General features: G+C 35.8%; 25 protein-coding genes, 1 tRNA gene and 2 pseudogenes. 8 read left to right on the top strand and 20 right to left on the bottom strand.

Annotated features, from left to right (window positions below):
• Positions 1-69 precede the first annotated feature (69 nt).
• Positions 70-1749, bottom strand: coding sequence for a D-lactate dehydrogenase (gene dld / locus BAU17_RS13510; protein ID WP_161903349.1), 1680 nt, complete (start codon positions 1747-1749; stop codon positions 70-72).
• A 308-nt stretch (positions 1750-2057) separates the two neighbouring features.
• Between dld and BAU17_RS13505 the strand changes: the two are divergent.
• Positions 2058-2730 (top strand): annotated as a pseudogene (locus BAU17_RS13505) (IS6-like element IS1216 family transposase).
• Between the two features lie 53 nt (positions 2731-2783).
• Here BAU17_RS13505 and BAU17_RS13500 read toward each other — a convergent pair.
• The 5 genes from BAU17_RS13500 to BAU17_RS13480 all read right to left on the bottom strand — a co-directional run bounded on the left by BAU17_RS13500 (position 2784) and on the right by BAU17_RS13480 (position 8123).
• On the bottom strand, positions 2784-3167 hold the full coding sequence (locus tag BAU17_RS13500; RefSeq protein ID WP_161903348.1) for a hypothetical protein: 384 nt from the start codon (positions 3165-3167) through the stop codon (positions 2784-2786).
• 54 nt (positions 3168-3221) lie between these two features.
• Positions 3222-4319, bottom strand: a complete 1098-nt coding sequence (locus tag BAU17_RS13495) for a DUF871 domain-containing protein (protein WP_161903347.1) — start codon at positions 4317-4319, stop codon at positions 3222-3224.
• A 107-nt stretch (positions 4320-4426) separates the two neighbouring features.
• Positions 4427-5818, bottom strand: coding sequence for a PTS sugar transporter subunit IIC (locus BAU17_RS13490; protein WP_161903346.1), 1392 nt, complete (start codon positions 5816-5818; stop codon positions 4427-4429).
• A 1-nt stretch (position 5819) separates the two neighbouring features.
• On the bottom strand, positions 5820-6740 hold the full coding sequence (locus tag BAU17_RS13485; RefSeq protein ID WP_161903345.1) for an ROK family protein: 921 nt from the start codon (positions 6738-6740) through the stop codon (positions 5820-5822).
• A gap of 9 nt (positions 6741-6749) precedes the next feature.
• Positions 6750-8123, bottom strand: coding sequence for a glycoside hydrolase family 1 protein (locus BAU17_RS13480; RefSeq protein ID WP_161903344.1), 1374 nt, complete (start codon positions 8121-8123; stop codon positions 6750-6752).
• 110 nt (positions 8124-8233) lie between these two features.
• On the opposite strand from BAU17_RS13480, the gene BAU17_RS13475 reads away from it, so the two are divergent.
• Positions 8234-9322 (top strand): helix-turn-helix domain-containing protein, encoded by a 1089-nt coding sequence (locus tag BAU17_RS13475; protein WP_161903343.1) that lies wholly within the window; start codon positions 8234-8236, stop codon positions 9320-9322.
• A gap of 99 nt (positions 9323-9421) precedes the next feature.
• Here BAU17_RS13475 and BAU17_RS14260 read toward each other — a convergent pair.
• Both BAU17_RS14260 and BAU17_RS13470 read right to left on the bottom strand, forming a co-directional pair.
• Positions 9422-9704, bottom strand: a pseudogene (locus BAU17_RS14260) (IS30 family transposase); the annotation flags it as partial.
• Between the two features lie 244 nt (positions 9705-9948).
• A complete protein-coding gene (locus tag BAU17_RS13470; RefSeq protein ID WP_161903342.1) occupies positions 9949-10515 on the bottom strand; it encodes a helix-turn-helix domain-containing protein in 567 nt (188 codons plus the stop codon).
• Between the two features lie 146 nt (positions 10516-10661).
• Between BAU17_RS13470 and BAU17_RS13465 the strand changes: the two genes are divergently transcribed.
• The 5 genes from BAU17_RS13465 (at position 10662) to BAU17_RS13445 (ending at position 14462) form a co-directional block, all read left to right on the top strand.
• Complete coding sequence (locus tag BAU17_RS13465) at positions 10662-11144, top strand: hypothetical protein (protein WP_161903341.1); 483 nt, start codon at positions 10662-10664, stop codon at positions 11142-11144.
• 214 nt (positions 11145-11358) lie between these two features.
• Entirely contained in the window at positions 11359-12435 is a 1077-nt protein-coding gene (locus BAU17_RS13460; RefSeq protein ID WP_161903340.1) for a replication initiation factor domain-containing protein, read from the top strand.
• 45 nt (positions 12436-12480) lie between these two features.
• Positions 12481-12867 carry a hypothetical protein gene (locus tag BAU17_RS13455; RefSeq protein ID WP_161903339.1) on the top strand — a complete coding sequence of 129 codons (387 nt, stop codon included), beginning with the start codon at positions 12481-12483 and terminating at the stop codon, positions 12865-12867.
• An 18-nt stretch (positions 12868-12885) separates the two neighbouring features.
• Entirely contained in the window at positions 12886-13164 is a 279-nt protein-coding gene (locus tag BAU17_RS13450; RefSeq protein WP_161903338.1) for a helix-turn-helix domain-containing protein, read from the top strand.
• 62 nt (positions 13165-13226) lie between these two features.
• Entirely contained in the window at positions 13227-14462 is a 1236-nt protein-coding gene (locus BAU17_RS13445) for a tyrosine-type recombinase/integrase (RefSeq protein WP_161903337.1), read from the top strand.
• A 163-nt stretch (positions 14463-14625) separates the two neighbouring features.
• Here BAU17_RS13445 and rpsI read toward each other — a convergent pair whose 3' ends face one another.
• The 3 genes from rpsI to BAU17_RS13430 all read right to left on the bottom strand — a co-directional run bounded on the left by rpsI (position 14626) and on the right by BAU17_RS13430 (position 16144).
• The gene (gene rpsI, locus BAU17_RS13440) at positions 14626-15018 is read right to left on the bottom strand and encodes a 30S ribosomal protein S9 (protein WP_161903336.1); all 393 of its coding nucleotides are present in this window, start codon (positions 15016-15018) and stop codon (positions 14626-14628) included.
• Between the two features lie 15 nt (positions 15019-15033).
• A complete protein-coding gene (rplM, locus tag BAU17_RS13435; RefSeq protein WP_325166845.1) occupies positions 15034-15480 on the bottom strand; it encodes a 50S ribosomal protein L13 in 447 nt (148 codons plus the stop codon).
• A 178-nt stretch (positions 15481-15658) separates the two neighbouring features.
• Positions 15659-16144, bottom strand: coding sequence for a Dps family protein (locus BAU17_RS13430; RefSeq protein WP_161903334.1), 486 nt, complete (start codon positions 16142-16144; stop codon positions 15659-15661).
• Positions 16145-16296: 152 nt separating this feature from the next.
• Here BAU17_RS13430 and BAU17_RS13425 point away from each other — a divergent pair, with 152 nt between their 5' ends.
• On the top strand, positions 16297-16980 hold the full coding sequence (locus tag BAU17_RS13425) for a prepilin peptidase (RefSeq protein ID WP_161903333.1): 684 nt from the start codon (positions 16297-16299) through the stop codon (positions 16978-16980).
• A 43-nt stretch (positions 16981-17023) separates the two neighbouring features.
• Here BAU17_RS13425 and BAU17_RS13420 read toward each other — a convergent pair whose 3' ends face one another.
• From BAU17_RS13420 to BAU17_RS13380, 9 genes are all read right to left on the bottom strand, one after another.
• The gene (locus tag BAU17_RS13420; RefSeq protein ID WP_161903332.1) at positions 17024-18412 is read right to left on the bottom strand and encodes a C40 family peptidase; all 1389 of its coding nucleotides are present in this window, start codon (positions 18410-18412) and stop codon (positions 17024-17026) included.
• A 162-nt stretch (positions 18413-18574) separates the two neighbouring features.
• A complete protein-coding gene (gene mreD, locus BAU17_RS13415) occupies positions 18575-19084 on the bottom strand; it encodes a rod shape-determining protein MreD (protein WP_161903331.1) in 510 nt (169 codons plus the stop codon).
• Complete coding sequence (gene mreC, locus BAU17_RS13410) at positions 19084-19941, bottom strand: rod shape-determining protein MreC (protein ID WP_161903330.1); 858 nt, start codon at positions 19939-19941, stop codon at positions 19084-19086. The genes mreD and mreC overlap by 1 nt, the downstream gene beginning before the upstream one ends.
• A gap of 133 nt (positions 19942-20074) precedes the next feature.
• Complete coding sequence (locus BAU17_RS13405; protein WP_161903329.1) at positions 20075-20713, bottom strand: thiamine diphosphokinase; 639 nt, start codon at positions 20711-20713, stop codon at positions 20075-20077.
• The gene (gene rpe, locus BAU17_RS13400) at positions 20714-21364 is read right to left on the bottom strand and encodes a ribulose-phosphate 3-epimerase (RefSeq protein ID WP_161903328.1); all 651 of its coding nucleotides are present in this window, start codon (positions 21362-21364) and stop codon (positions 20714-20716) included.
• A gap of 21 nt (positions 21365-21385) precedes the next feature.
• Positions 21386-22318: a ribosome small subunit-dependent GTPase A gene (gene rsgA / locus BAU17_RS13395; protein ID WP_161903327.1), complete on the bottom strand. Its 933-nt coding sequence runs from the start codon at positions 22316-22318 to the stop codon at positions 21386-21388.
• 26 nt (positions 22319-22344) lie between these two features.
• Positions 22345-23229 carry a hypothetical protein gene (locus BAU17_RS13390; protein ID WP_161903326.1) on the bottom strand — a complete coding sequence of 295 codons (885 nt, stop codon included), beginning with the start codon at positions 23227-23229 and terminating at the stop codon, positions 22345-22347.
• 68 nt (positions 23230-23297) lie between these two features.
• Entirely contained in the window at positions 23298-24020 is a 723-nt protein-coding gene (locus BAU17_RS13385; protein WP_161903350.1) for an alpha/beta fold hydrolase, read from the bottom strand.
• A gap of 86 nt (positions 24021-24106) precedes the next feature.
• Positions 24107-24180, bottom strand: a tRNA-Pro gene (locus BAU17_RS13380).
• Positions 24181-24234: the final 54 nt, after the last annotated feature.

The raw sequence follows: 24234 nt of genomic DNA, 5'->3' as shown, positions 1-24234 counted from the left end.
CTATATTTTGGGGGTCACTATAGAATCGACAAATGACGATAACGGTTATTTTTTAACAAACTTTTTATTTTAGTATTCGCCCCAATATTTAGACATTGTTTGTTTACCAATGCCAGGGTTGAAACTATTAGTTGGATCATTTTTCCTATAGTGCTTGATTAAGGCCGGTGCTGCCAAATATAGATGCCCAACATTGTGTTCGGCTGGATAAACAGCGTGACGCTCATCCAAAATTTTAAGCATTTCTTTTTTAAGTTCATGCGCATCGACGCCAGATTTTAGAATATAATCCTGGTGCATAACGTGATCAAGTAAGTGACCATAATAAATTTTGTGTTCTATTTTGTCTTCAATCTCTTTAGGCAAATGCTCGAACCACTTATAATCATTACTTGCCAACGCGATATCTAGTGGCAAAATGTCAATACTATCCTGTTTTAATTCTTGATATCGAATCGCAACCCCAGCTGTTACATAGCGGTGAGTTGCCGCTTTACTAGTCTCATTGGCATCGGCTTCAAAGTAGTCGCCACTGGCTTTGTCAAAATAAGATTTGAGATACTCTCGCGCTTCTTCAATACCATTATCTGCCATTTTCAATTGTAGGTAATGGTCGTACTTTTCGTAATAATCATCTAACCGCTTTGGCATTTGATTAGGAAATAAATTACTTAATGTTTGAAGCAAACGATCTGGGAAATAAGGTTTGAAAAACGGAATGTGCTTCAAAAAGCGTTCGCCCCATGCTTTTAGCGCAAACATTTGGGGCAAATGACCCGTACCAATTTTTTCAATCACAATTAGTGAGTCTTTACCATATTTCTTGGCCAATTTATAAGCATTTTTATGCATATATTCACCAGAAACAGGCAATTCTTTGAATGTCGTCATAATATGGCGACGAATATCTTCCAACTCATCGGGATTATTCGTTCCAATGTAAAACATTTGTGTTTTTTTATCCATTGGGAATGTATCTAAGCGGACAGCCAATGCCGCAACGTGACCGGACGATCCAGATACTTCATACAATTCTTTAGGATTTGCATTGTATCGAATAGGCTTATCAGATTCAACGTCACGCACAACCTGTTCATGATGGAACATTGAACCATGATGTTCAGTAGCTGGTACTTGATTCAAATCAAAATTGCGGTTCTGCAAATTAGTAATAATCTCTTCGGGCGTTTTGCCCAAATCAATGCCTAAATGGTTAACTAAGTGCATTTCGTCATGTTCATCAATCCAAACATACAATGATAGCTCTGTATAAGCTGGACCTCTTCTGATCAAAGCACCACCAGAATTGTTGTTAATACCACCAATGACCGATGCACCCAAATTAGATGAGCCAATGACTGAATGTGGTTCACGTTTAAGTGGTCGCAATTCATTTTCTAAGTGAAACAGTGTCGTACCGGGGAATGCTAGTACTTGTTCCCCATTATTGATTAACTGTAAATCTTTAATTTTCATGCCGTTCACAACAACTGCAGAACGGTCATAACCTGGGGCTGGTACGGATCCCTCAGTCAAACTAGTGTTGGCTGCTTGCATAATAATGATAATATTGTTATCATGCAAAACATTAAGCACACGCCACATTGCCATTAAAGTGGTTGGAAATACGACTGCAACTGCATCGCCCTTACCTGAGCGGTACCCTTTCCTAAAACGTAAAGATTTTGCTTTGTTAGTAATAACATTTTTTTTACCAACAACATTGACTAGTTCTTCGACTAAGTTCATATTAACTTTTCCCCTCTATAACGTTTGTAAAAAACGTTTTAATTATTATGCTTTCAATGATACACTTTTTTTGATATTTTGGTTAATAGTTAGATTGTAAAATTAATCCGACGCTGTTCGGGCAAAAAAGATCAGCTTCCCTTAAAATGGTGTTTACCACAAACACATCTTTTAGGAGCTGATCTTTTGTCTAGTATAACCTATTCTGAACGAATTAAAATCGAAACCTTTTGTGGTTCTGTCGCAAAGTTTTAAATCTACTATCAAATAAGGTAGAATATTAGAAAAAGATAGCAGGAGGAATGACGATGAATCATTTTAAAGGAAAGCAATTTCAGCAGGATATGATTATTGTAGCCGTGGGCTACTATCTTCGTTATAACCTTAGCTATCGTGAAGTTCAAGAAATCTTATATGATCGTGGCATTAACGTTTCTCATACGACGATTTATCGTTGGGTGCAAGAATATGGCAAACTACTCTATCAAATTTGGAAAAAGAAAAATAAAAAATCCTTTTATTCATGGAAAAACGTACATCAAAATTAAAGGAAAATGGCATTATTTGTATCGAGCCATCGATGCAGATGGTTTAACCTTGGATATTTGGTTACGTAAAAAACGGGACACACAAGCAGCCTATGCTTTTCTTAAGCGGTTAGTGAAGCAGTTTGATGAACCGAAGGTTGTAGTCACAGATAAAGCCCCCTCTATTACAAGTGCCTTTAAGAAACTAAAAGAATACGGTTTTTATCAAGGGACAGAACATCGTACCATTAAATACCTGAATAATTTGATTGAACAAGACCATCGTCCAGTAAAGAGACGCAATAAATTCTATCGAAGTTTACGCACTGCCTCTACCACGATTAAAGGCATGGAAGCCATCCGAGGATTATATAAGAAAACCCGAAAAGAAGGCACTCTCTTCGGGTTTTCGGTCTGTACTGAAATCAAGGTATTATTGGGAATCCCAGCTTAAATCATAGATACCGTAAGGGATTTTATTCTTTATTTAAAACTTTGCAACAGAACCTAAATTCTTACATACACAGACTCACCACTGTTAATTGCTAGATCAATCGGGTCTGTTTTTACCAATTCTTTGGCTTTAATTGTAAATTCCTGCTTTTCCTCAACTGTAACTTTTTTGAATTCCTCGTTCTTTTTCGTTGAGATAGAAACATTGTCTATTTTAAGCGATTCTTCACTATAATAATTTCCTAAAGTAAGTTTGATTTTGTCTCCAGAATTTTGTATTGGAATTTGGTATTCTACCGTACGTCCATTATCATTGACAGGAAACAATCCTATTCCTTTTTGCGCCTGACTCCATGTTGTCAGCCAATACTGAGATTTTTCTGTTTGTTTTTCACTATTTTTTTTAATCTGATTATTTCCACAAGCACTAAAAAACATTAACGCAACACACCCTAACAAAAAAAATAAATTTTTTTCATACTTAGCCTTCTTTCATCTATTTATTTTTAATGAGAAACTAGTATATGGTTGCAACCCTTCTAACAACAACTGATCTTCCGGTGCAATATGCCCTATTTTGTTCACTCGTGAATCCTTCGGTCGATCCTTTAATGCAATTTGCACTTCCCCTTTATACTGACCATAGTCCTCATTTAAAATTAAGACGTCCCCTCGTTTAATCACATCTGATTGTTCTTTTTTTGGGATAGACTCCTTTCGATAAGTAAAACGAGGCATAGAGGAACGAATCATATATTCAGAGCGATCACCGCGATACGTATGAACTGATTCTTCAATAATCTTTTGCTCCAATTCAGAAATACCATGCTCTGGAATAACTGATAATGTAAGTTCGTTCTCAAAGAATGCTTCACTCATTTCTTTAAGCTCTGTCTCTGAAGCGTAAGCATTCCCTATAATAAGATCATCGACCACATTTAAACATTTCATATGCTTAACTTGTGCGCCAATGGATAACTTACGGTGCTCTTCGATTGTACATAGTCCTTCATGTAGAGGCCAAGGGCCAATTTCACCTGTTTGAGATGTAACAAAAGCTGCCGTACGTAAATTTTTTTCTAAAAAGCGCTTTGAACAATGGATAAAATGCTCAATAGATAATCCTGTATATGCTTGAGGGAAAAAATTATGACATCCTACCAACTGATTTCGATTAGGATTATAATCGAAAATTCGTTCTAAGTAGTGATCATCATTACTCATATTGATTTCAATTTTTAAATCAAGAGAATTTTTAGTCATGGCTGCTTCTTCTTTTCCAGTAAATCCCATATCTAAACGTATTCCTTTTACACCTAAATCGGCAAAATAGGACAATTCATTTGGTTGTATATTTAAAGCTTTCAATGTATAAGGATTAACATCAATATATGTTTCAAAGCCTAAATGATTGCCATAAGTGATTGTTTTTTCTAAACGCTCAAGAATTACTTCTACTTTTTGTGCCTCGAATAATAATAAGTTCATAAATATTCGCGAAAAACCGTATTTTTTTGCTACTTCTAAGTAAGCTTTATCTTTTTCATAATCTGTCTTCTCCGGATATAAACTAACGCCAAGTACTCCCATATCTTTCCTCCATAATAGGTAAAGACAGAAGTGATTCCGAACAATCGGCTACATTCTTCTGTCTTCTTATTTTTTTTGAACATCTATAAAAGATGCCGCACACTTTTTTATTCTGTTACCAAAGTACTAGAAGTTTTTTCTTTTTTTTCTTCTTCTGCTAATTTCTTTTCATCAGCAAGCGCTTTTTGATCGGCTACTTTAAAGAATGGATACCAAATTAGCACACTGATTGCCAAGCAAACAACACCTACTAAAAATAAGCTGATGCCGCCGCGGAAAATCATCGTAACTAATGCAGGCGTTGTCCAAGGGAAAGCTATTGTTGGATTGTAATTACTTAAATCAATCAAAGAAGTTAATCCCCATGCTGATAACCCCATCACTAAAGGTCCGATTGCCATTGGAATAAAGAAGATTGGGTTCATGATGATTGGCATTCCGAAAATCAAAGGCTCGTTAATATTGAATATTGAAGGAACCGCTGTCAATTTGAACATTTCTTTATATCGTTGAGATTTTGCTCTCATCATAGAAATAACTAAACCTAACGTTGCTCCCTGTCCGCCAAACCCTGTACCACATGCAACTCCAACTACTGCAAACATCAAATATGGTACTGTTTCTCCCGACGTATATGCCACAATATTTGCTGTACTATTTGCAATAACAATCGGTGTAATTACACTGTAGACAACTTGGGGATGGATACCAAAATACCAGAAAAAATTAGCCAGTGATAGAATTAAAATTAATGAAAGTGGTGATCCCACGATATCTTGCAATGGTGTTTGAATAACTCCTGTAATAAAGGCAAAGATATTCCCATAGTTTGACAAGAATGGAGTATACTTAAATACTAAACGAATCACAAATACTATGATCATAATCGCTCCCGCAATAAATGTCGGGCTTAGTGATTCTGCCACATTTGTTGGAACGCTTTCCGGAAGTTTGACAACAAAATGTTTTTTGTTCAAATAAATATAAATTCTGGCAATTAAATACCCGATAATAATAGCAACTAAAATACCAGATGCACCAATATAGTCAGTTGAAAAGGCATTCAATTCTTTCGTCGCTTGAATCGTTGCCTGACTAGGTAATTCTTCTATTGCACCATTAATTGTATAAAGGATATATTTTTGAGGAATAAGTATCATAAAACCTGCTAAAGATAGCAAACCTGAAACTAACGGATTATACTTTGGCGCATTGATTTTTACAAAACTATAAGCAAACGTAAAAGCTAAAAACAAGCCTAATGCATTAATTGTTGCATTTTGAACAGCAACAAAATCTTCATAAATTCCTACTGTAACCAACCAATTTTGCCAAGCTGGAATAGGGAAAAAACCAATAATCATTAACACTGATGCACCCAATGTTAGCGATGTCATTCTCATGAAAGCATCTGTCAATGCTCTAAAAAATGGGCTACTATTCATATACAATGCAATCGGACCAAAAAACTTATCAATAAATTTTTCCATGTTTTTCATGTTATTTTTCTCCTTCAACAAATTGTGATACTGCCCCTATCATTCCAGCAGTGTTTCCTAATGTAGACGACATAATTTCTGGAAAACCTATGGCAGACATATCTGTGTATCTTGTAACTAATTGTTCAACAGCGGTTTGAATCCCTTGCATAATTGTCTTATTTTCGCTTATTCCACCTCCGATTAAAATTTTTTCCGGATCCAGTGACACACGAATGTTCAACAGTAGTACTGCAACATTTTGATAAAATTCATCAAAGCTTTCAATCGCTTCTTTTTGCCCATTCTCGGCTGATGCTAGTATCGTTTCAATATCACGTTCCCATTTAGTAAAATCCTTTTGACCTAACTTGTAATTATATATGCGGCATAATCCAGCAATTGCTCCGCAATAAAAACTAGAAGATTCATACCCGACTGGTTCAGTTTTGCCTAACCCCATAAGAACCATACCAAATTCTCCCGCTGCACCAACGCGTCCTTTAATTACTTTTCCATCAATCACAATTGAACCGCCTACACCTGTTCCTAAAGGTAAACAAACAAAATTATCACAGTCTTTACCTGCACCCAACCATTTTTCAGCATAGGCAATGGCATTCGCATCATTTGTCAACAATATCTGTGTTTGCGTTTTTTCTGAAAGAATACGACTCACATCATACAAGTACAAATTATCGATTGCACCTGACGTGATTAATCTATTTTCTCGATTAATCACGCCAGGAATACTAATACCAACTTGTTCAATCCCATAATCTGCTTTTAATCGAAGAATGATTTGAGTTAATCGATCAAGTACAGCTTCGGGATCTTTACGATCTGTTGGATATTTATCTGAAAATATGATCTCACCCGTTTCATTGACAATTCCATATTTAATAAATGATCCACCTATATCTATTCCAGCATATTTTTTCAAATTTTTCACCTACAACCCTATGCCATTATTGTTAATTACTTGCTGATACCATAAAAAACTATCTTTTTTATGACGGCTAAGATCTTTAAGATCAAAATCATCACGGTTAATGTAAACAAAACCATAGCGTTTTCTAAATCCTTCATGCGTACTGATCAAATCAATCGCACTCCATGGACAATAACCTAAAAATTCAACACCATCTTCAATAGACAAGCCTACTTGCTCAATATGTGCTTTCAAATAGTCGATTCGATATTGGTCGTGAATTTTTCCATCTTCTGTCATAGTATCTTCTTGCCCTAAACCATTTTCAGTAATTAAAAGCGGTAGACGATAGCGGTCATAAATTTGGTTTGCTGTAACTCGTAAACCTATTGGATCTATAGGCCAGTTAGCAAATTCAGTTGTCTTCAGGTGATCATTTGTCTCAGATTTAAAGAATCCTGCGATTGAAAAACCGGATTGTTGGTCTTTACTTTGAGCGTCTGTATTATCTTCAGCTGCTGAAACAGTCATAGAATTATAGTAGTTAAATGCAATAAAATCAGCTGTGTTTTCTTTCATTATTTTACGATCTTCTTCAGTAATTTCAGGCTCTGCATCTAAAGCTTTTAAAATCTTCATCGCCATATGATTATAAACTCCATAAACCGCTGCATCTAAAAATAGCCAGTTTCTAAATGCACTCATATATTCTGCAGCTAACATATCTTCTGGTTTTTCTGATTTTGGATATACACAGGCAATATTTGGAGCAGGACCAATTTTTCCGCCGTAGTTTCCCTCATGATAGACTTTCATAGCTTTAGCTTGCGCTACTAACATATGATGATTGCCTTGAAATATAGTTTTCCAACTTGCTTGATTTCCATCAAGTACTTTTCCAGCAAAAACAAGCATATTTTGTTCATTAATTGTTTGCCAATACTTAACACGATCACCAAATCGATCAAATAGAACTTTACAATACGTGACGAAAGCATCTATTGTCTCACGGTTACTCCAGCCACCTTTTTCATGTAATGAAGCTGGTAAGTCAAAGTGGAATACCGTTGGAACCGGCTCAATATCATTTTCAATTAATTCATTGATTAAATCATCATAAAACTTTATCCCTTGTTCATTGATTTTTCCATATGGCATGATCCGTGTCCACGCAATTGAAAATCGATAACCTTTTAATCCTAATTCTTTAAAAAGTTTTATATCTTCTTTGTAATGATGATAGTGATCCGCTGCAACTTTAAAATCAGTTGTATTTGGAAAAGGCTCTCTAATATCTTGAACGGATGGTTCTTTGCCATCTTCATTCCATGCTCCTTCAACTTGATAAGCGCTTGTAGATGCCCCCCATAAAAAATTTTTCGGAAATTGTCTCATTTATTTCTTCTCCCTTCTATAATTCTTGTTTATTATAATGGAGAAAGCGCTTGTTTTATATTATAATTTAAATATATTTATTATTTTTTTTAGAATATGGAAGTGAAATTATGCTTGATAAAATGAATTTGATCCGCTCTATTTTTAATAGTCCCTTTGCATTATTTAAAGAGAAGGTTTGTATTTTTGAATCTGGTATTGATGATACCTATGTTTTGACTTCTTTCACAAAAAATCTTTGGCGTATCGCTGAACCTGAGACAATTGTTTTAAAGCATTTTAGGGGGTTGATTTTTGTAACTGTACGTTATGAGTTAGAGCAAGATAACTATTTACTTGTTCTTATTTTAAAAAAACACGAGCAAACACACTGGAATAAAACAGATTGGACTCAACTTTATCAAAAAATTGGTGCAAGTATTGCTATACTTAAAAATCAGAATAACTATGCAGTGAAGGAAATTGAGGAATCAGAAAACTTTACATCTTTAGCTTTAGAAAAAGATGTTTCCATAGCGGAAACGATGGACGCACCTCATGATTTTTTAGATAATTATCAATTAGAAAATTTTTTTATGAATCAGTTAAAATCAGATAATCTAGCGGCTTTAAATAAATTAGTAAACAATCTTATTCAGATCAATCAAACAACATTGTCTCGCGATAAGTTACAAGAAAAAAAATATAGACTTGTTTCATTAATCACCTTACTTACTCGTGCTTCTATTAAACAAGGATGCGCGCCAAATTTAGCTTATCGATTATCAGACCAACTGATTCAAAAAATGGATGAAATTGAAGAGGTTCATGAAATTTCGACTTTTCTTAATTACTTAATATTAGAATTTTCCATATTGCTTCAGACAAGAGCAACGATTTATACGTCAGAAATTGTCAATAAAGCGATAGAATTTGTCAGTAGGAATCTGTACCAACCTATAAACAATGAAGATATAGCCGACTATGTATCAGTCCATCCAGCATATCTTTCATCATTATTTAAAAAGGAAACAAATACTTCTTTGCGTCAATTCATCATTGATGCAAGAATAAATGAAGCTCAATATTTGTTAAGTAATACTGAAATTGCCCTTAAAGATATCTCGGAAATCCTTCATTTTAGTAATCAAAGTCATTTTGGAAAACTGTTTAAAGAAAAGACTTGTTATACACCAAAAGAATTTCGAATTTTGTTTTAAATTCTAAAAATTTAAATGTTTCTCAACTCAAGACTTTCTGGAGCCGTTTTATATCCATTCAAATAAATCAAAGTTACGCCAAATTTGATTTCATATTTTTTAATATGTCACATCATCGTGCCTCATATAACTCAAAAATACTTCTAATGGTGTCTTGTAGTACAATGATTTTCTAAATATATGGTTTCTTTTAGAAACAGCACTCTGAATGAAAGATTCGGAAACTTCTCCTAAATCCATGGATTTAGGAGAAGTTTCCAAAGTAAGCCATTAGAATGTTCATTTCCCTATATTATGAAAGTGTTTTCGTATCCGTTAAAAAAATTTCAATTTGATTGCACCTAGATTGCCAATAAAAAAACTCTTTTACACAATCGAAAGTATTAATTCAATGTCTTTTGCCAGTCTACCAATACGAAATATTTCATAAGAAGTCTTCAAAGTCAGTTTGAATCTTAGTTTTTACAGTAAGCAACAAGATACTAAAATAACTACAATTACTCCGACGGACCATCTATAGTTTTTTTCAACCCTCCACCTCTAACTTACTGTTTTTCCCCTTAGAGAATATTCTTCCACACATCCCAATAGCTCACTGCCATTTTTTACTCAATAATCCTTTCCATTCATTCCTTTTCTAAAAAATCTAACACCTCTTGCTCATTATCAAATCGCTTTTTCATACTATATTGTTTCACCCAACCACAAAATAAGGAATTAGAGATAGAGATATCTTCTGCTTCAAGATAGCGCCGTACCCAATTTAATTCATCTCTAAATTGCGCTTCAGTAAAGTACTCATCCCTATTTTTATCTAAATCTGTCCAGCTCATTTTATTATGCAGCTCACAAATGATGTAAAGATCATCTTGTACTCGTTCCTTTAAGTTTCTTACAGCATAGGTAAGCATCTCTGTGGCATTGTCAGACATCCCAACATTCCAAACGTATTTCTGTCCTCTGTCAGTTGGTACATAGGTTGCTACACTCTCTTTAGAATCTGTTCTTCCTAAAAGATAGTCTGTAGACACATGAAAAAAGTCCGCTAATCGTTCCAGTGTTTCACTCGATGGTGCTCTTTCGCCTGCTTCCCAACGCCTAAAGTTAGGTTGACTAATGCCTAAAGCACTTGCCACTTCAACTTGTGTCATTCCTTGTGCCAATCGTAAATTTTTTAATCTCTCTTTAAACATTTCTACACCTTCTCCATTTTTCCATTGACATTATCTCCAAATAGGTATATTATTAATTATACCTATTTGGAGATTACAGATTTATTCTAACATGTTTCTTTAAATTTAGATAGCTAAATGAGAAAAATTGAAAGGAGGGAAAAAATATGCCTTATACAAGCAGACAAGTCGTTGAACAGGTAACGAATCTAAACTCTACTCGCACCCTAAGGCGTTGGACAGAACGTGCAATAAATTTATGCGACGCCATATTTGAATACGACCATATGAATGTTGGCTACAAACACACGCAAGTTCGGTTTCTTGCTTACACAGAAGAAGACATTCAAAAATTTCAATTTATCGCTTCAAACAAAGCAAAATTAGGACTGAATAATGCCATCCAACAAGCATTCAAGAATGAGCAACAACTGACACTACCACGCATAAATGAACGCTTAACAACTACTATTCAACGGGTTCAAAAGATTGTTAATTCTCACAATAGCCGAATACATGAGCTAGAACAACAGAAAATTCGTTTTGCGCAAGAAAACTATCGGTTGACTCAACGACTCGAAAAGCTAGAACAAGCGCTTAAAAGTAAGGGAAGCCTAAAAAACTATTGGCGGGAGCGGGCGTCACCCTAGGCAGATTTTGACCGAGGGCGCACAAAGCGACGCAGGGTCAAAAGTGCTGTCATGGGTTAGCGAACGTTCTCGCCAATGAGGGTGTGTAGTAACACCACCCTCTAGACTAGATTGAAATCAATGGATAATACTGTTACATCAGCGTTTCTAGACAATCCATTTTGGCAAAAAAAGTACCCTCACTTTTTTTCAATGGTAGTCTCAGAAAAAGGAGGTGATTGATGACTTGGCATCTCAGAATAACTTGCGAGCGCTATTTGATTGGATTCAAATTCAGTTATTCATTAATGAGCCTCTGGATACAATTATTCACAATGTTTTAGGTATTCCCAGTGACTATTTTTTCTTAAAACAAGGAAAACTAGAACATTATGACTATGATCATGTAGTAGAATATGGAGCCATCCGTATTTACTTTGATTCATCTGAACAAAAATTGGATTGTATGTTGGTAATGAGTGGAGAAGCATTAGAATTTTATCGAACAGAAGTGCTTGGCAAAATGAAATTGACGGTGAAAGACTTTCTACTGAATTTGTTTCAAGTATATGAAAATCAATTCAGGATTACTCGAGTTGACCCAGCAATTGATGATTGGAATACTATTCCTTATTTCACTCCTCAGCAGTTAATGAAGATTTGTAGAAAAAAACGATTTATTTATGGGAAAAGCACCTATTTTGATGTGTATGGGCTTGAGACAAAGGAAAAAGGGATGACTGTTTATCTAAAACCACCCTCTGCGGATGATCGCCTTAAGTTTTATGACAAACAGGCAGAACAAGCAAAAAAACAAGGCGTACGAAAAAAGGATATTCCCCCTTGGATACGAACTGAAATTGTTTTCCGAAGAGAAAAAGCCCATGAATTTGTTCGTCACTATTTAGCATTAGATATTGAATTGATAGATTTAGTCAAAGGATATTTAAAAGCGAAGGTAAAATTTTATACGGATGATGAGTTCAAAACTCCTTTAAGAGCTTGGGTAAAATTTCTTGGAAAATCTCGTCCTTTTTCCCTCTCTATTCCAAAAACTAAATCAGGACTGGTAAAGAAATTTGATTGGTATTTCCATCATGGAGCAATTGCAGTATACCACGCTTATCTATTTTGCATTGAGAATCACTTATTATCTCATGATGAACGAATGGTTTACGAGGAAAAGGAGGTTCTATTTCCGCCTGATTTAGCAAGTGAACTGCAAAAAAGAGCCACTCAATACGGACGAACAGAATTAGTAGAGCCTATTGTTGAACGAACAAAAAAAGCCACCTCTCGAACAGGTGACTAGGAAAACTTATTGACTATATTATATCAAAGAAAGCAGGAAATGACTATGGCAAAAATGTTAGCACAACGAGATTTTGATTTATCACATATCGGAGAACGATTTGAATTAGATGAAGTCATGCCAAAATTTGAACAAGAAGAACGAACAAATGAAAAAACAGGAGAGGTCATCTTAGGTTCTGATGGGCGACCACGAAAATTTGATACAGAAACCATTATCGGGTACAAGTATTCTGTCACTATCTTAGATGGACAATTTAGAAAAAAATCTACACAAGTAACTGTTTTAGGGACAGAGCTTGTTATAACGAATGAAACGATTATGAAATCAGACAGTGTCAAATGTCGCTTTGAAAATTTAGAAGTCTCTATGGCTGGAAATCCTATGTATTACAAAGCAGAGAAGATTATCTTAGAAAAAGAAGGAAAGTAAGTTGAGGAGGTATTCGGTATGAACACTGTATCTATTTCATTATCAGATGAGCAATTGAATGAGTTACAAGCTACTGTCTACCTACACATAAAAAAGGAGATAGAACGTGCAAGAGAAGACTGTAGATTAGAACAGGTATATATGACAAAAAAGGGAGCCTGTACCTACCTCCATGTTTCAAACAATACACTTGATAAGTTTATTGAAGCAGGACTGCCTAAAGTTAGGTTAGCAGGAGTTACACGCTTTAATAAACAAGCAATTGATCAGTGGTTGCTTGGAAATGTTGAAAGATAAACGTATAATCAGTATGTAGGTTTCTGCATACTGGTTTGCTTTTTAAAGGACGTGACAATTAAATGGCAATCAGACAAACAAAAAACGGGAGTTACAAAGTAGAAGTTTTTTATCCCAAAGAATTTCGGCAACTTTCTAACATCCACTCAAAGAAATACACAAAAACTTTCAAGACAAAGGAGTTAGCGAAAAAAGACGAAAAAGAAATTCTCAAAAAAATCAATAAAGTATTGGACGATAAAAATGCTCGTTCATTAGAATCATTAGGAGTAATCACCTTTAAAAATTTTTACGAAACGATTTGGTGGGAAATGTATATATCAGGTGCTAGTGGACGAAGTAGAGGTATTCCTAGCTCATCTACTCAAACAGCTACACAACATTTGTTCAAGAATCATCTTTTACCAATGTTTGGAGAGTATTCCCTTAATTATTTGAATGATAACAAAAATTTAGTTTTGAGAACTTTTGTAAAAAAATCCAATGATTATTCAAATATTAAAGCATTAAAAAGTTACTTTAATCAATTGTTTGAAGTAGCAGAACTTTTAGAATACATTGAATACAATCGTTTGGCTAAAGTCATTCAATTTGTAGGACAACCAAAAAAAGAGCAATTAAAAAGACAACGAATCTTAAATGGCGAGGCATTGACAGCAGAAGAACTTGTGAAATGGTTAAATGCCATTCACATGGATTTTGAGCATGATACGCTCTCTTTACAAGACTATTTACTGTTACTTCTTACAATCAACCTAGGAGATCGTAAAAGTGAAACGTACGCTCTACAATGGAAACACATTGATTTTGAAAAACAAACCATTTCTTTAGTTCAAACACTAGATAAAGAGAGCAATATAACCCTGACAAAAGGGAAGAAAAGAACAGTATTCCAACTACCACCTTCTTTACTTCCTTTATTAAAAGAATGGCAAAAACAACAAAAAGATATGCTAAAACAAATAAATATTCGGACTTCTTCTAACCAATTTCTATTTACTTATACAAATCGTAAAAATGAAATGAATGTCCCAGTTCATATTGATTATTTGAACTATCGAATGAAAAGCATTCAGCGAAGACATCCTGAACTTGCACATGCAACACCTCATAAGCTAAGACATACATTTGCGACCTTAGCAAAAGAAGGCGGTGCAACTATGGCAGAGGTCTCACAAGCTTTGACCCATTCAGATATTAAGACAACAGAAATTTATGTGAATACGTCAAATGTGGTCAATCTTTCTACTCACGAAGCATTTGAGAGACGATTAAATGAAGTGCGAGAGGCTGAATAAAATAACACTAAGATATAGAGAGGGAACCTCTCTAACTTACCGTTTCCTCCTTTTTAAAGAAGTGTACGCCTGTAAAGTCCTCTCTATTTTGTTCTCTATTTTCAAAAAAACAAGAGACACCAATTTCTTGGCACCTCTTGAAAACATTGATATATAAATGTTTTTAACGCTTAGAGAACTGTGAAGCTTTACGGGCTTTCTTAAGACCTGGTTTTTTACGTTCAACCATACGTGCATCACGAGTAAGTAATCCAGCGCGTTTAAGAGCTAAACGGAAATCAGGATCTACTTCTAGTAACGCGCGAGCGATACCATGACGGATTGCGCCAGATTGTCCAGCGTATCCACCACCATTAACGTTTACGAATACATCGTAAGCGCCTTTTGTTTCAGTAACGCCGAAAGGTTGGTTGATAACTTCACGCAAGTCAGCGTGTGGAATATATTCAGTAACATCTTTTTTGTTGATAGTAATTTTACCAGTTCCTGGTACTAAACGTACGCGAGCAACTGCATTTTTACGACGGCCAGTGCCTGTATATTGTGCTTGTGCCAATGAAATTCCCTCCTATTAGATTAAGTTAGTGATATCTAAAACTTCTGGTTGTTGTGCAGCATGTGGATGAGTTCCTTCAGCATATACATGCAATTTCATGCCTTGAGCGCGACCTAAAGTGTTTTTAGGTAACATACCTTTAACAGAAGTTTCGATCAAACGACGAGAATTGTTAGCACGTAATTCACCTGCAGAGATTGATTTCAATCCTCCTGGATGATTTGAGTGACGGTAGTAAATTTTATCAGTCGCTTTTTTACCTGTTAATTTAACTTTGTCTGCATTAATAACGATTACGAAATCGCCTGTATCCACATGTGGTGTGAATGTTGGTTTATTTTTACCGCGTAGTACAGATGCTACAACTGCTGAAAGACGTCCTAAAGGAACATCAGTTGCATCTACTACGTACCATTTACGTTCTACTTCGCCAGCTTTGGCCATATATGTTGTACGCAAGATTTTTTCCTCCAATTTCATGTTCGAATGTTTGACATACACTTGAGTTTCCGGGGCTCTTGTGGGGCAAACAATACCATTTAATATAATACCGAGAATATCGCATAATGTCAACGTTTTTCTACCAATAAAATGAAAAAAAGAAACAGACTTTCAGAAAGTCTGTTTCTTTGGTCTTTTCTTAGTTTACTTTTTCGTGCGCTGGATCAATATTTGGTGCATAACCTAGTTTTGCTTGAATCATCCAGATTTTTTTCTCAACATCTGTATTAAATCCAGTAAAGATATCTTGCGTGCTGTCATCGCCTTCTTCACCAGCGACTTCAATTCCTTCTTGGTAAAGGTCAGCTAAATAACGATAGCCTTCAACTAATTTTGCCATACGTTCAGGGATTGTACGGTCATACGTACCTACTTCATCCTTGATTCCTGTATGGTCAGCGAATTCTTGTAAAGTAGAATAAGGAGCACCATCTAACGTGATTAAACGTTCAGAAATAACATCTAATTGTTCATTAATTTTATCCATAAACTCATCCATCAATGGGTGCAATGTCAAGAATTCAGGTCCACGCATATACCAGTGAGTTTGATGAATCACCACTGAAAATTGGCTTAAATCTGCAACCAATTGGTTTAAAATTTCTTTTGTCTTTTCGTATCTCATTACTGATTCCTCCTTCATTTTCTATATATTTAGCATAGTACGGATTGATGAAAATGTACACTAAAAGCCTTTATTTGAGAAACCTTCTCAAATAGAAATTTTTTCACAAAATACAGCTATTTTTGCGTACATACTATTAGGGAGGAATTGTTATGCTTATTTTTTTCATTGGAACTTGTCTAGGTTCATTTTTATGTGTGGTGGCACAGCGGGTCCCACAAAAAAAATCCTTTATGTTGTCACGTTCGCAGTGTGACCACTGTCAGCAAGTCTTACGTTCGTGGGAACTGATTCCCTTATTATCTGCTGTATTGTTACGTTTTCGCTGTCAGCGTTGCAAGGTGCGCTTTTCCAGCATCTCTTGGTGGGCGGAACTTATTTATGGTGGTTTGTTGCTATTTATTTGGCAGCAACCCACTTTATCAGCAAAACTCATCACAGGAGTTTGGTTAACCACGGCTTTTTTACTGACACTGACAGATTTGTTTTATTGGTTGGTTGAACCACGCTTGTTGTACCCACTTCATGGACTGTTGTGGTGGATCATGTTTTATCAAAATCAAGAGTTTCACTGGGAGACGCTAGCAATTGTCGGAGTACTGGCAAGTAGCTTGTCTCTTTTTTATCAACATGCAATTGGGCTAGGCGATCTTATCCTGCTTCTTTTATGGAGTCCTTGGTTGACTCTAAATCAATTTGCCCTGTTAGTACTTGTCGCCAGTGCCTCAGCAATTGTCATTTTTTGTGGCTATGCAATTTTACGTATCACGCAAATTCGACTGCCTTTTGTACCATTTTTAAGTTTTGGTTTATTTGTCGCCTATTTTCTACTATAAGGCATAAAAAAAGCTGACGAAATTTCGTCAGCTTTAAATCTTCTTACATACGTACTGCAAAGTCTGGTGCCCAGTATTGAACAGAACCAGTTGTTACAGTTTGACCTGGTTGTGGTGCATGGATGTATTGTCCGCCACCTAATGAAATCGCCACATGAGATGTGCCACCAGGTGAACCCCAGAATAATAAATCGCCTGCTTGTGCTTCGCTTACAGAGATTCTTGTTCCAGCTGATTCTTGAGGTACTGTCCAGCCACCGATTTCGCGTCCAGTTGCTTGACGGTAAACGTAGCTAGTAAAACCTGAACAGTCAAAACCGCTTGGATCTTTTCCGCCCCATACATATGGTACACCAATGTATTTGTATGCTTCCGCTACTACAGCACTACCTGAACCTGATGGCGCTGGTGCTGTTGGTTTTGGTGCTGGCGTTGATGGCTTCTCAACTGGTTGCGTTGGAGCCGGAGTTGGTTCTTCAACTGGTGCTGATGGTTCTGTTGAAGTTTCATTTGAACCATTATCAACAGACACATTGTTATTATTTGTTGAATTTGAGTTATTGTTAGTTGTTGGTGCAGAAGGTTGTGTTGCTTCTTCAACTGCTGGTGCTTCTGATTCGTTATTACTTTCAGTCTGAGCTGGTGCAGTTTGTTGTTCTTCTACAACTGTTGCTTGTTCCTCATTAGCAGCCGCTGCTGCAGCTTTGCGAGCTTCTTCGGCTTTACGTTCTTCTTCAGCAATACGTGCTTGTTCTGCTTCCGCTTTTGCTTTGCTTTCTTCTAAGCCAGCTTTTTCACTTTCTTTAGAAGATTGTTGTAAAGCTAATTCTGCTGTTAACACATCTAAATCGGCTTGACTCTTTTGAATTTCGCCTTTTTGTTGCTCTAAAATTCCTTGGTTTTCATGAATTTCAGCTAATTTTGCATCATTTTCAGCTTTTTTGTCTTCTACTGCTTGTTTATCAGCTTTTTGTTGTTCAACTAACTCATTGTTTGCACTAACGATTGTTGTTACAGCTTGGACACGACCAATAGCATCTGTTAATGAATCTGCATTTAAAACAGCTTCGACAAGGTTAGCATCGCTACCGTTCTTTTGTACGTCACGCGCTTGATTGCGAATTGTTTCTTCACGTTGTTCAATGCGTACTTCTAAATCAGCAATTTCTTGCTCTAATTTTTCTCTATCTGCTGCTAATTGTTCTTGTTTTTCTACTAATTCAGCTGCTTTTGCGTTAATACCTGAGATTTGGCCTTCCAATGCACTGATTTGTGATTGAACATCTGCTTGTTTGTTTTTCAAATCAGAAATTTCTTTGTTTTTTTGCTCGATTTGTTGATCATAATTGTCAGCTAAAGCAACAGTTGGAGCTGCTAAGGCAGAGATTGTCAATGAACATGTTAATAATGCCGTTAATACACGTTTTTTCAATTTTTATTCCTCCGTGTTGTTTCTTTTTTTATTTAATAAATCCTTAAATTCGTTTAATTTTTATTAAACTTAATTTTCGATAACAACGGAATTGTAACATAAAGATATGACATTCGAATAAAAGAATTGTTACAAATACATTTCAATTCAAAAAAAAAGAAACTACTCATTCGCGAATAGTTTCTTCAATGGATAGTATAAAAGAAAGAATAGAACAATGTTAACAAACAACGTTGGGCCTAATAAACGAGTAACAAAAAATATCGGATTTACTACTGTCAAGTCGAAAAAGAGTTGAATCCCCATCGTAATTAATTCGAAACCCGTTACTAAAATAATCATCCCAAAAAAGTACGTAAATAAATTTTGATATAAGGTCTCAGACAACACATACATTAACCAAACGACTAATGGAAGTGCTACTGCATAAATACCCAAAACGCCAATGTAGTAGAGATCAAAAATACTACCAATAATCAATGCTGTCGTAATCATATATCGCTTGCTCATGGTAGCTGCACCAAACAAGAAGAGTAGCAATAGTAGATGGGTATTCCAAATGTATGTTACTTGGCCCCAATCTGTTAACGCACGGGTGAAATGTGCGTCCAATAGCATGACGATAAAACAGAAAAAGCCAGTAAATAATTGAATTTTTTCTCGTTTAATCATTATTTGTCTCCTAATGTCCGCTCAATAATTGTCACAACAGATAAATCATGCGTATCTGCATAAGGCTGTACATAGACTTTTCTATCTAAACCGAATTTATCCACTTCTGAATCAATGACCGTTCCAATTCTTAATCCTGCAGGAGAATTGCCACCCAAACCAGATGTTTGAACGACATCATCTTTCGCTACATTATTTTCTCCTGTGACTTGTTCTACAACCAGTGCATTTCGTTCTTTATCATATCCTTTTAGTACACCAAAAGCTTCCCCATCTTTGGTACTAATTCTTACTGGGTAGTGGTTGCTGCTTTGATTCGCAGATGATAATAACTCAATTTTCGACGAAGCAGCATTGACTTCAATCACACGACCAATTAAGCCTTTTTTCGCCATCACGGCCATATTCACTTCAATACCGTCGGTTGCTCCTTTATCGACAATTAACATATCTTGCCATGTATCTGGTGAACGTGTAATCACATTAGCAGTAATTTTTTCATAATTATCCAATGTTGCATCCAACGCTAATTCTTCTTTTAACGCTGCTAGCTCTCGTTCTTGATTTTTATTGGTTTGAACAATTTCATCATAGCTATCCAATTTTTCTTTTAAACGTTCATTTTCTTGATAAGTAACAAAAAGATTTTCCACTGACTCGACACGGTTTTCAAACCAACGTACAGGTGCATAAAGCACCTTGTCAAAAAAACCGACCGTATCATTAACGACAACTTGACCGAAAGATGCTTTTTGATTATTTGCACGTTTGGCAACAGTGACGCTCAAAACAGTAACTGCAATAATTGCTAATATTAAAGTAATAATTATATTTTTATTTGGATTAAATTTTTTCACAGGCGCACCTCTAAAGTTTCAAACTGATAGCTTAAATTGTACCACTAATTGCGCGTAAACAAAAGACAGGACCCCACTCTTAATGGTTTTTTTGAAAATTAACTTCAAAGAAAACAATATAGGGGGTCTCGTCTTATTTATCTTTGCTTTGAATCACAGCGATAAGTCCTTTTTTAAACGAAATTTTTGCTTGATTTGTTAAAAATTCATTACTAGCATACGAAGTGGGTTGCATAACATCCACTTCATGGAGCACATATTTACTCTCAGTTAACGTTAATGCTGACACAGGTGTCAAACAGCAATAGGCTAAATACTTCATGTCTGGTTCTTGCCAAATCGTATGCTCACCTGGTAATAAAAACTGAATGGTATTTTGCATATCCTTCAAAAAAATTTGCTGGCTAAACGGTTGGAAGCGAGGCTCCAAAACTAACCACAAATTAGCTAAAAAATGATCAATACGACCTCCAGTTGCTCCAATTAACGTAATCTTAGCCTCTGGAAAGCGTTGCAAAGCTATCAACAAGCCTAATTGCGTATCTGTATCGTCTTTTTCAGAAGGTGATTGATGGACTTCTTTCGCTGTTTGAAAAACCAGATTTCTTTCTTTTTCATTTAGTGAATCAAAATCACCGACAGCTATATCAAGTGGTAGTCCTTGTTGTTGTAGAAATAGCCCCCCACGATCAATGCCAATATAATAATCGTAGGTTGGAGTGAATACTGGCCAAGTTTCCACAGGTGCTCCAGCAACAATTAAAATTTCCATTTAATAAACCGCTTCTTTCAACAATTGGATTTGTTTTTCTGGTTGTTCTGCATCAAAAATATAGCTACCTGCAACAAATACGTTTGCGCCCGCATCTTTACATTTTTTAGCAGTCTCAGGAACAACGCCACCATCCACTTCTATGTCATAATGATAGCCATTTGCCTCTTTTAAAGCAGCTAGCTCCTTAATTTTACTTAATGATTCATCAATAAACGATTGCCCTCCGAATCCAGGATTTACGGTCATGACTAAGACTTGATCCACCATCGCTAAAACATGTTGGATTGCCGCAACAGGTGTTCCTGGGTTAATCACGACTTCAGCTTGTACACCACTTGCCTTAATCATTTGAATCGCACGATGAATATGAGGCGTTGCTTCCACATGAACCCCAATAATATCTGCACCCGCTTCTGCAAATTGTTGGATATAATTTTCAGGATTGACAATCATTAGATGCACATCCAAAGGTAACTTGGTAATTGGTCGAATCGCTTTGACAATGTTCGGACCAAAGGTAATATTGGGTACAAATTGTCCGTCCATGACATCAACATGAACATAATCCCCTCCATGTTTTTCAATAAATTCAATATCTCTTTGTAAATTTGCAAAGTCTGCGCTCAAAATTGATGGTGCGATTTTCATAAACATCCTCCTTAAATTTTTTTATTTTTTCTTACGATACACAGGGCGTCGTTTTTCAATTTCTTCTAAGAACTGAACATAATTATCATAACGAGTCGCTGCGATGTTTCCTTCTTCGACTTGTTTTTTGACTTCACATTGCGGTTCATTCACATGCATACACTCTCTAAAGCGACAATTACTAGCAGCTGCAACAAATTCTGGGAACTGTTTTGGTAACTCTCTGGCTTCAATCTCCAAAAAGTCAATCGAACTGAAACCAGGTGTATCAGCTACTAATCCATCAGCAATTGGCAATAATTCGACATGGCGTGTTGTATGTTTTCCACGTCCCAATGATTCTGAAATTTCAGCTGTCTCTAAGTCCAACTCTGGCACAATGCGATTTAGCAAGGTTGATTTACCTGCTCCTGATTGGCCCATAAAGACTGTCAATCGTTCAGGGAATAAACGTTGCAATTCATCAATCGCTTCATCATCTGTCGTTGCTGCAATCACCGTGTAGCCAATTTCACGGTAGCATGTAACAACCTCCTCAATCGTTGCTTTATCTGTCACTAAATCTGTTTTACTCAAATAAATAATTGGTTCAATTGCTTTATACTCTAGTGTTACCAAGAAACGATCTAGTAAATTGTAAGAAAAATTAGGTTCTACCATACTTGTGACAATCACCCCTTGATCAACATTGGCAACTGTTGGTCGAACTAATTCATTTTTTCTTGGTAATACTTCTAATAAATACCCATCGGTTTGATTCGTACTTTCAAACACTACGTCATCACCAACTAAGGGTGTGATTTTTCGATTACGAAAATTCCCTCGCGCCCTTGTTTGATATAATTCACCCTCTGATTGGATATAGTAAAACCCACTCAATGCTTTTCTGATTTGTCCTTTCAAAAATCCGCCTCCTTGTTTTTTATCTATTGTATCATAAATCGGCAATCTCATAGTTTCTCAGCTGGTACAAACTATCACTAACCTATTCTTTCCAAAATATCTGATAAATCATCTAAACGCTGCTCCATTTCAGATAAATCAAATACCTTCATATTACAATCAACAAGCACTTTTCCAGCTTGTTCTTCACCTGATGTAATCAGAATATCCCCCCATGCTGGCAGGTCCTTTTTCGGGCGAATAATGACATTTTCTACTGGCGTCACTTTTTGATCTGTAAAAAGATACGTCTCTGGTGTCGCAATGACGGCATCTAAACAAACAATTTTAGTTTTCTTTTTCAAAACTTGCTGCAACATCTTTTCACCCACGCGATTCGTTGTCCCCGCATCGACAAAGGCAAATGCATAACGAGAATCTCCTTGATGTAGGGCTGCAAAGTGACGTAATGCGAGTACGCTAGATGTATTTCGCACAAAATTCTCTCTTCTCGGGACCCCTAAATGCACACGTTGTAAGAGTAAAAACCACAGGAAAAATACGACAAATGTAAGTCCACCACTAACACTAAATAACCCTGCATCTTTCACGTGAGGATATAGTAAAAAATAAAAACCCATTAAAAATAAAAGCGAGAGCAGCAATGTTGGTAAAAAAGCACTTAAGAATTGAGGTTTTTTTACCGTAAATGGGGCGTACTTCCCTTTATTAAACTCCAAAATAGGTGTATCGTAGTAAGTCACAAAAACCGTCTGTGCTTTTTCCAAGTCACCTGCGTATAAATTATGGTAGTTTAATCGCTCACCTAACATTTTTTCTTCTTTTCGTACGACCTCTACAGGATAACCAAAAGAATCAAAATCTTTTTTTAAAACCGCCAAAAAGTTTATTTTATCTTTTTTTGTAAAACGTTTGCCACGAATAATAGCATACTCTGTAAATACATTTTTAAATGGAATCATTTGTAAATACTCCTTTTTTATACTTTCTAATAAGTATAATGGATATTCTAAGTAAAGAAAATGCTTTCTTACTCTTTTTGTTCGTTTAACCACTCGATAATCAATTCACTTACTTTGTTTTGTTGGTCTGCATTTGAAATCGTCGCTTTTTTATCACCTTTTTGGGCACCATAACTACCAAAACCAGCATGATTACCACCAGCGATAGTTCGATAGCTTGTTTGTTTTGGTAAATACGCTTTTGCTTCTTCATATTTTTCTTGATTTAAGACACCATCATTTTCTCCAGTAATCGACAACACAGCACCTTTAAAATCCAGCAAACTACCTTTTTCATCTGGATAACTAGCTAGATAAACAATCCCCTTAACTACATTTTCATGATTATGTGTAAATCGACTCGCCATCACTCCACCTAAAGAATGACCAACTAAAATAACATCCTCTAACTGATTATCTGCTATAACTTGCTCAGCAGCATCCGCATTTAAAACAGCTAGATTAAATGGCATTTGTACTAAATATACTGAATAACCAGCTTCAGAAATTTGCTCTGCCCATATACTATAGCTTTCTCTTTCTACAAAAGCACCTGGATAAAAAATAAGAGCAGGATTTTCTTTTTTACCTTCAAAAACCACAATCTTATTTTCAACTTTTCCTAATTGAGATGTCATTAAAGCCGATTCAGTTGCCCGATAGGTATTCTTTTTTATATACCCATTTCCCACCAATATACCTATCACCAATACTAGGAGTACAATCAAAAATCGTTTCCACCATTTATTCATTTTTTTCATTTAAGATAATCCTTTCCATGAACTTTTTCTTTTATTATACACAAAAAAACACTATTCCATCTGAATAGTGTCATGAATCGGGAAGACAGGATTCGAACCTGCGACCCCTTGGTCCCAAACCAAGTGCTCTACCAAGCTGAGCTACTTCCCGCTAATATTAAAAAGTAATTGAAAGCAATAAAAAAACTACGCGCCCAAGAGGAGT

Origin of the sequence: Candidatus Enterococcus willemsii, assembly GCF_009933335.1 — a bacterium.
Lineage (GTDB): Bacteria > Bacillota > Bacilli > Lactobacillales > Enterococcaceae > Enterococcus_F > Enterococcus_F willemsii.
Note: the sequence above shows the minus strand (reverse complement) of the source record. Positions and strands in the feature narration are given on the sequence as shown.

Excerpts from the sequence above, each read along its gene's own strand:
- BAU17_RS13475 (WP_161903343.1), top strand. The coding sequence starts at position 8,234 with ATGCTTGATAAAATGAATTTGATCCGCTCTATTTTTAATAGTCCCTTT.
- BAU17_RS13465 (WP_161903341.1), top strand. The coding sequence starts at position 10,662 with ATGCCTTATACAAGCAGACAAGTCGTTGAACAGGTAACGAATCTAAAC.
- BAU17_RS13390 (WP_161903326.1), bottom strand. The coding sequence starts at position 23,229 with ATGATTCCATTTAAAAATGTATTTACAGAGTATGCTATTATTCGTGGC.
- dld (WP_161903349.1), bottom strand. The coding sequence starts at position 1,749 with ATGAACTTAGTCGAAGAACTAGTCAATGTTGTTGGTAAAAAAAATGTT.
- BAU17_RS13425 (WP_161903333.1), top strand. The coding sequence starts at position 16,297 with ATGCTTATTTTTTTCATTGGAACTTGTCTAGGTTCATTTTTATGTGTG.
- rpe (WP_161903328.1), bottom strand. The coding sequence starts at position 21,364 with ATGAAAATCGCACCATCAATTTTGAGCGCAGACTTTGCAAATTTACAA.
- BAU17_RS13495 (WP_161903347.1), bottom strand. The coding sequence starts at position 4,319 with ATGGGAGTACTTGGCGTTAGTTTATATCCGGAGAAGACAGATTATGAA.
- BAU17_RS13430 (WP_161903334.1), bottom strand. The coding sequence starts at position 16,144 with ATGAGATACGAAAAGACAAAAGAAATTTTAAACCAATTGGTTGCAGAT.
- BAU17_RS13405 (WP_161903329.1), bottom strand. The coding sequence starts at position 20,713 with ATGGAAATTTTAATTGTTGCTGGAGCACCTGTGGAAACTTGGCCAGTA.
- BAU17_RS13470 (WP_161903342.1), bottom strand. The coding sequence starts at position 10,515 with ATGTTTAAAGAGAGATTAAAAAATTTACGATTGGCACAAGGAATGACA.
- BAU17_RS13455 (WP_161903339.1), top strand. The coding sequence starts at position 12,481 with ATGGCAAAAATGTTAGCACAACGAGATTTTGATTTATCACATATCGGA.
- BAU17_RS13450 (WP_161903338.1), top strand. The coding sequence starts at position 12,886 with ATGAACACTGTATCTATTTCATTATCAGATGAGCAATTGAATGAGTTA.
- BAU17_RS13500 (WP_161903348.1), bottom strand. The coding sequence starts at position 3,167 with ATGTTTTTTAGTGCTTGTGGAAATAATCAGATTAAAAAAAATAGTGAA.
- BAU17_RS13385 (WP_161903350.1), bottom strand. The coding sequence starts at position 24,020 with ATGAATAAATGGTGGAAACGATTTTTGATTGTACTCCTAGTATTGGTG.
- BAU17_RS13480 (WP_161903344.1), bottom strand. The coding sequence starts at position 8,123 with ATGAGACAATTTCCGAAAAATTTTTTATGGGGGGCATCTACAAGCGCT.
- BAU17_RS13490 (WP_161903346.1), bottom strand. The coding sequence starts at position 5,818 with ATGAAAAACATGGAAAAATTTATTGATAAGTTTTTTGGTCCGATTGCA.
- BAU17_RS13445 (WP_161903337.1), top strand. The coding sequence starts at position 13,227 with ATGGCAATCAGACAAACAAAAAACGGGAGTTACAAAGTAGAAGTTTTT.
- mreD (WP_161903331.1), bottom strand. The coding sequence starts at position 19,084 with ATGATTAAACGAGAAAAAATTCAATTATTTACTGGCTTTTTCTGTTTT.
- rsgA (WP_161903327.1), bottom strand. The coding sequence starts at position 22,318 with ATGAGATTGCCGATTTATGATACAATAGATAAAAAACAAGGAGGCGGA.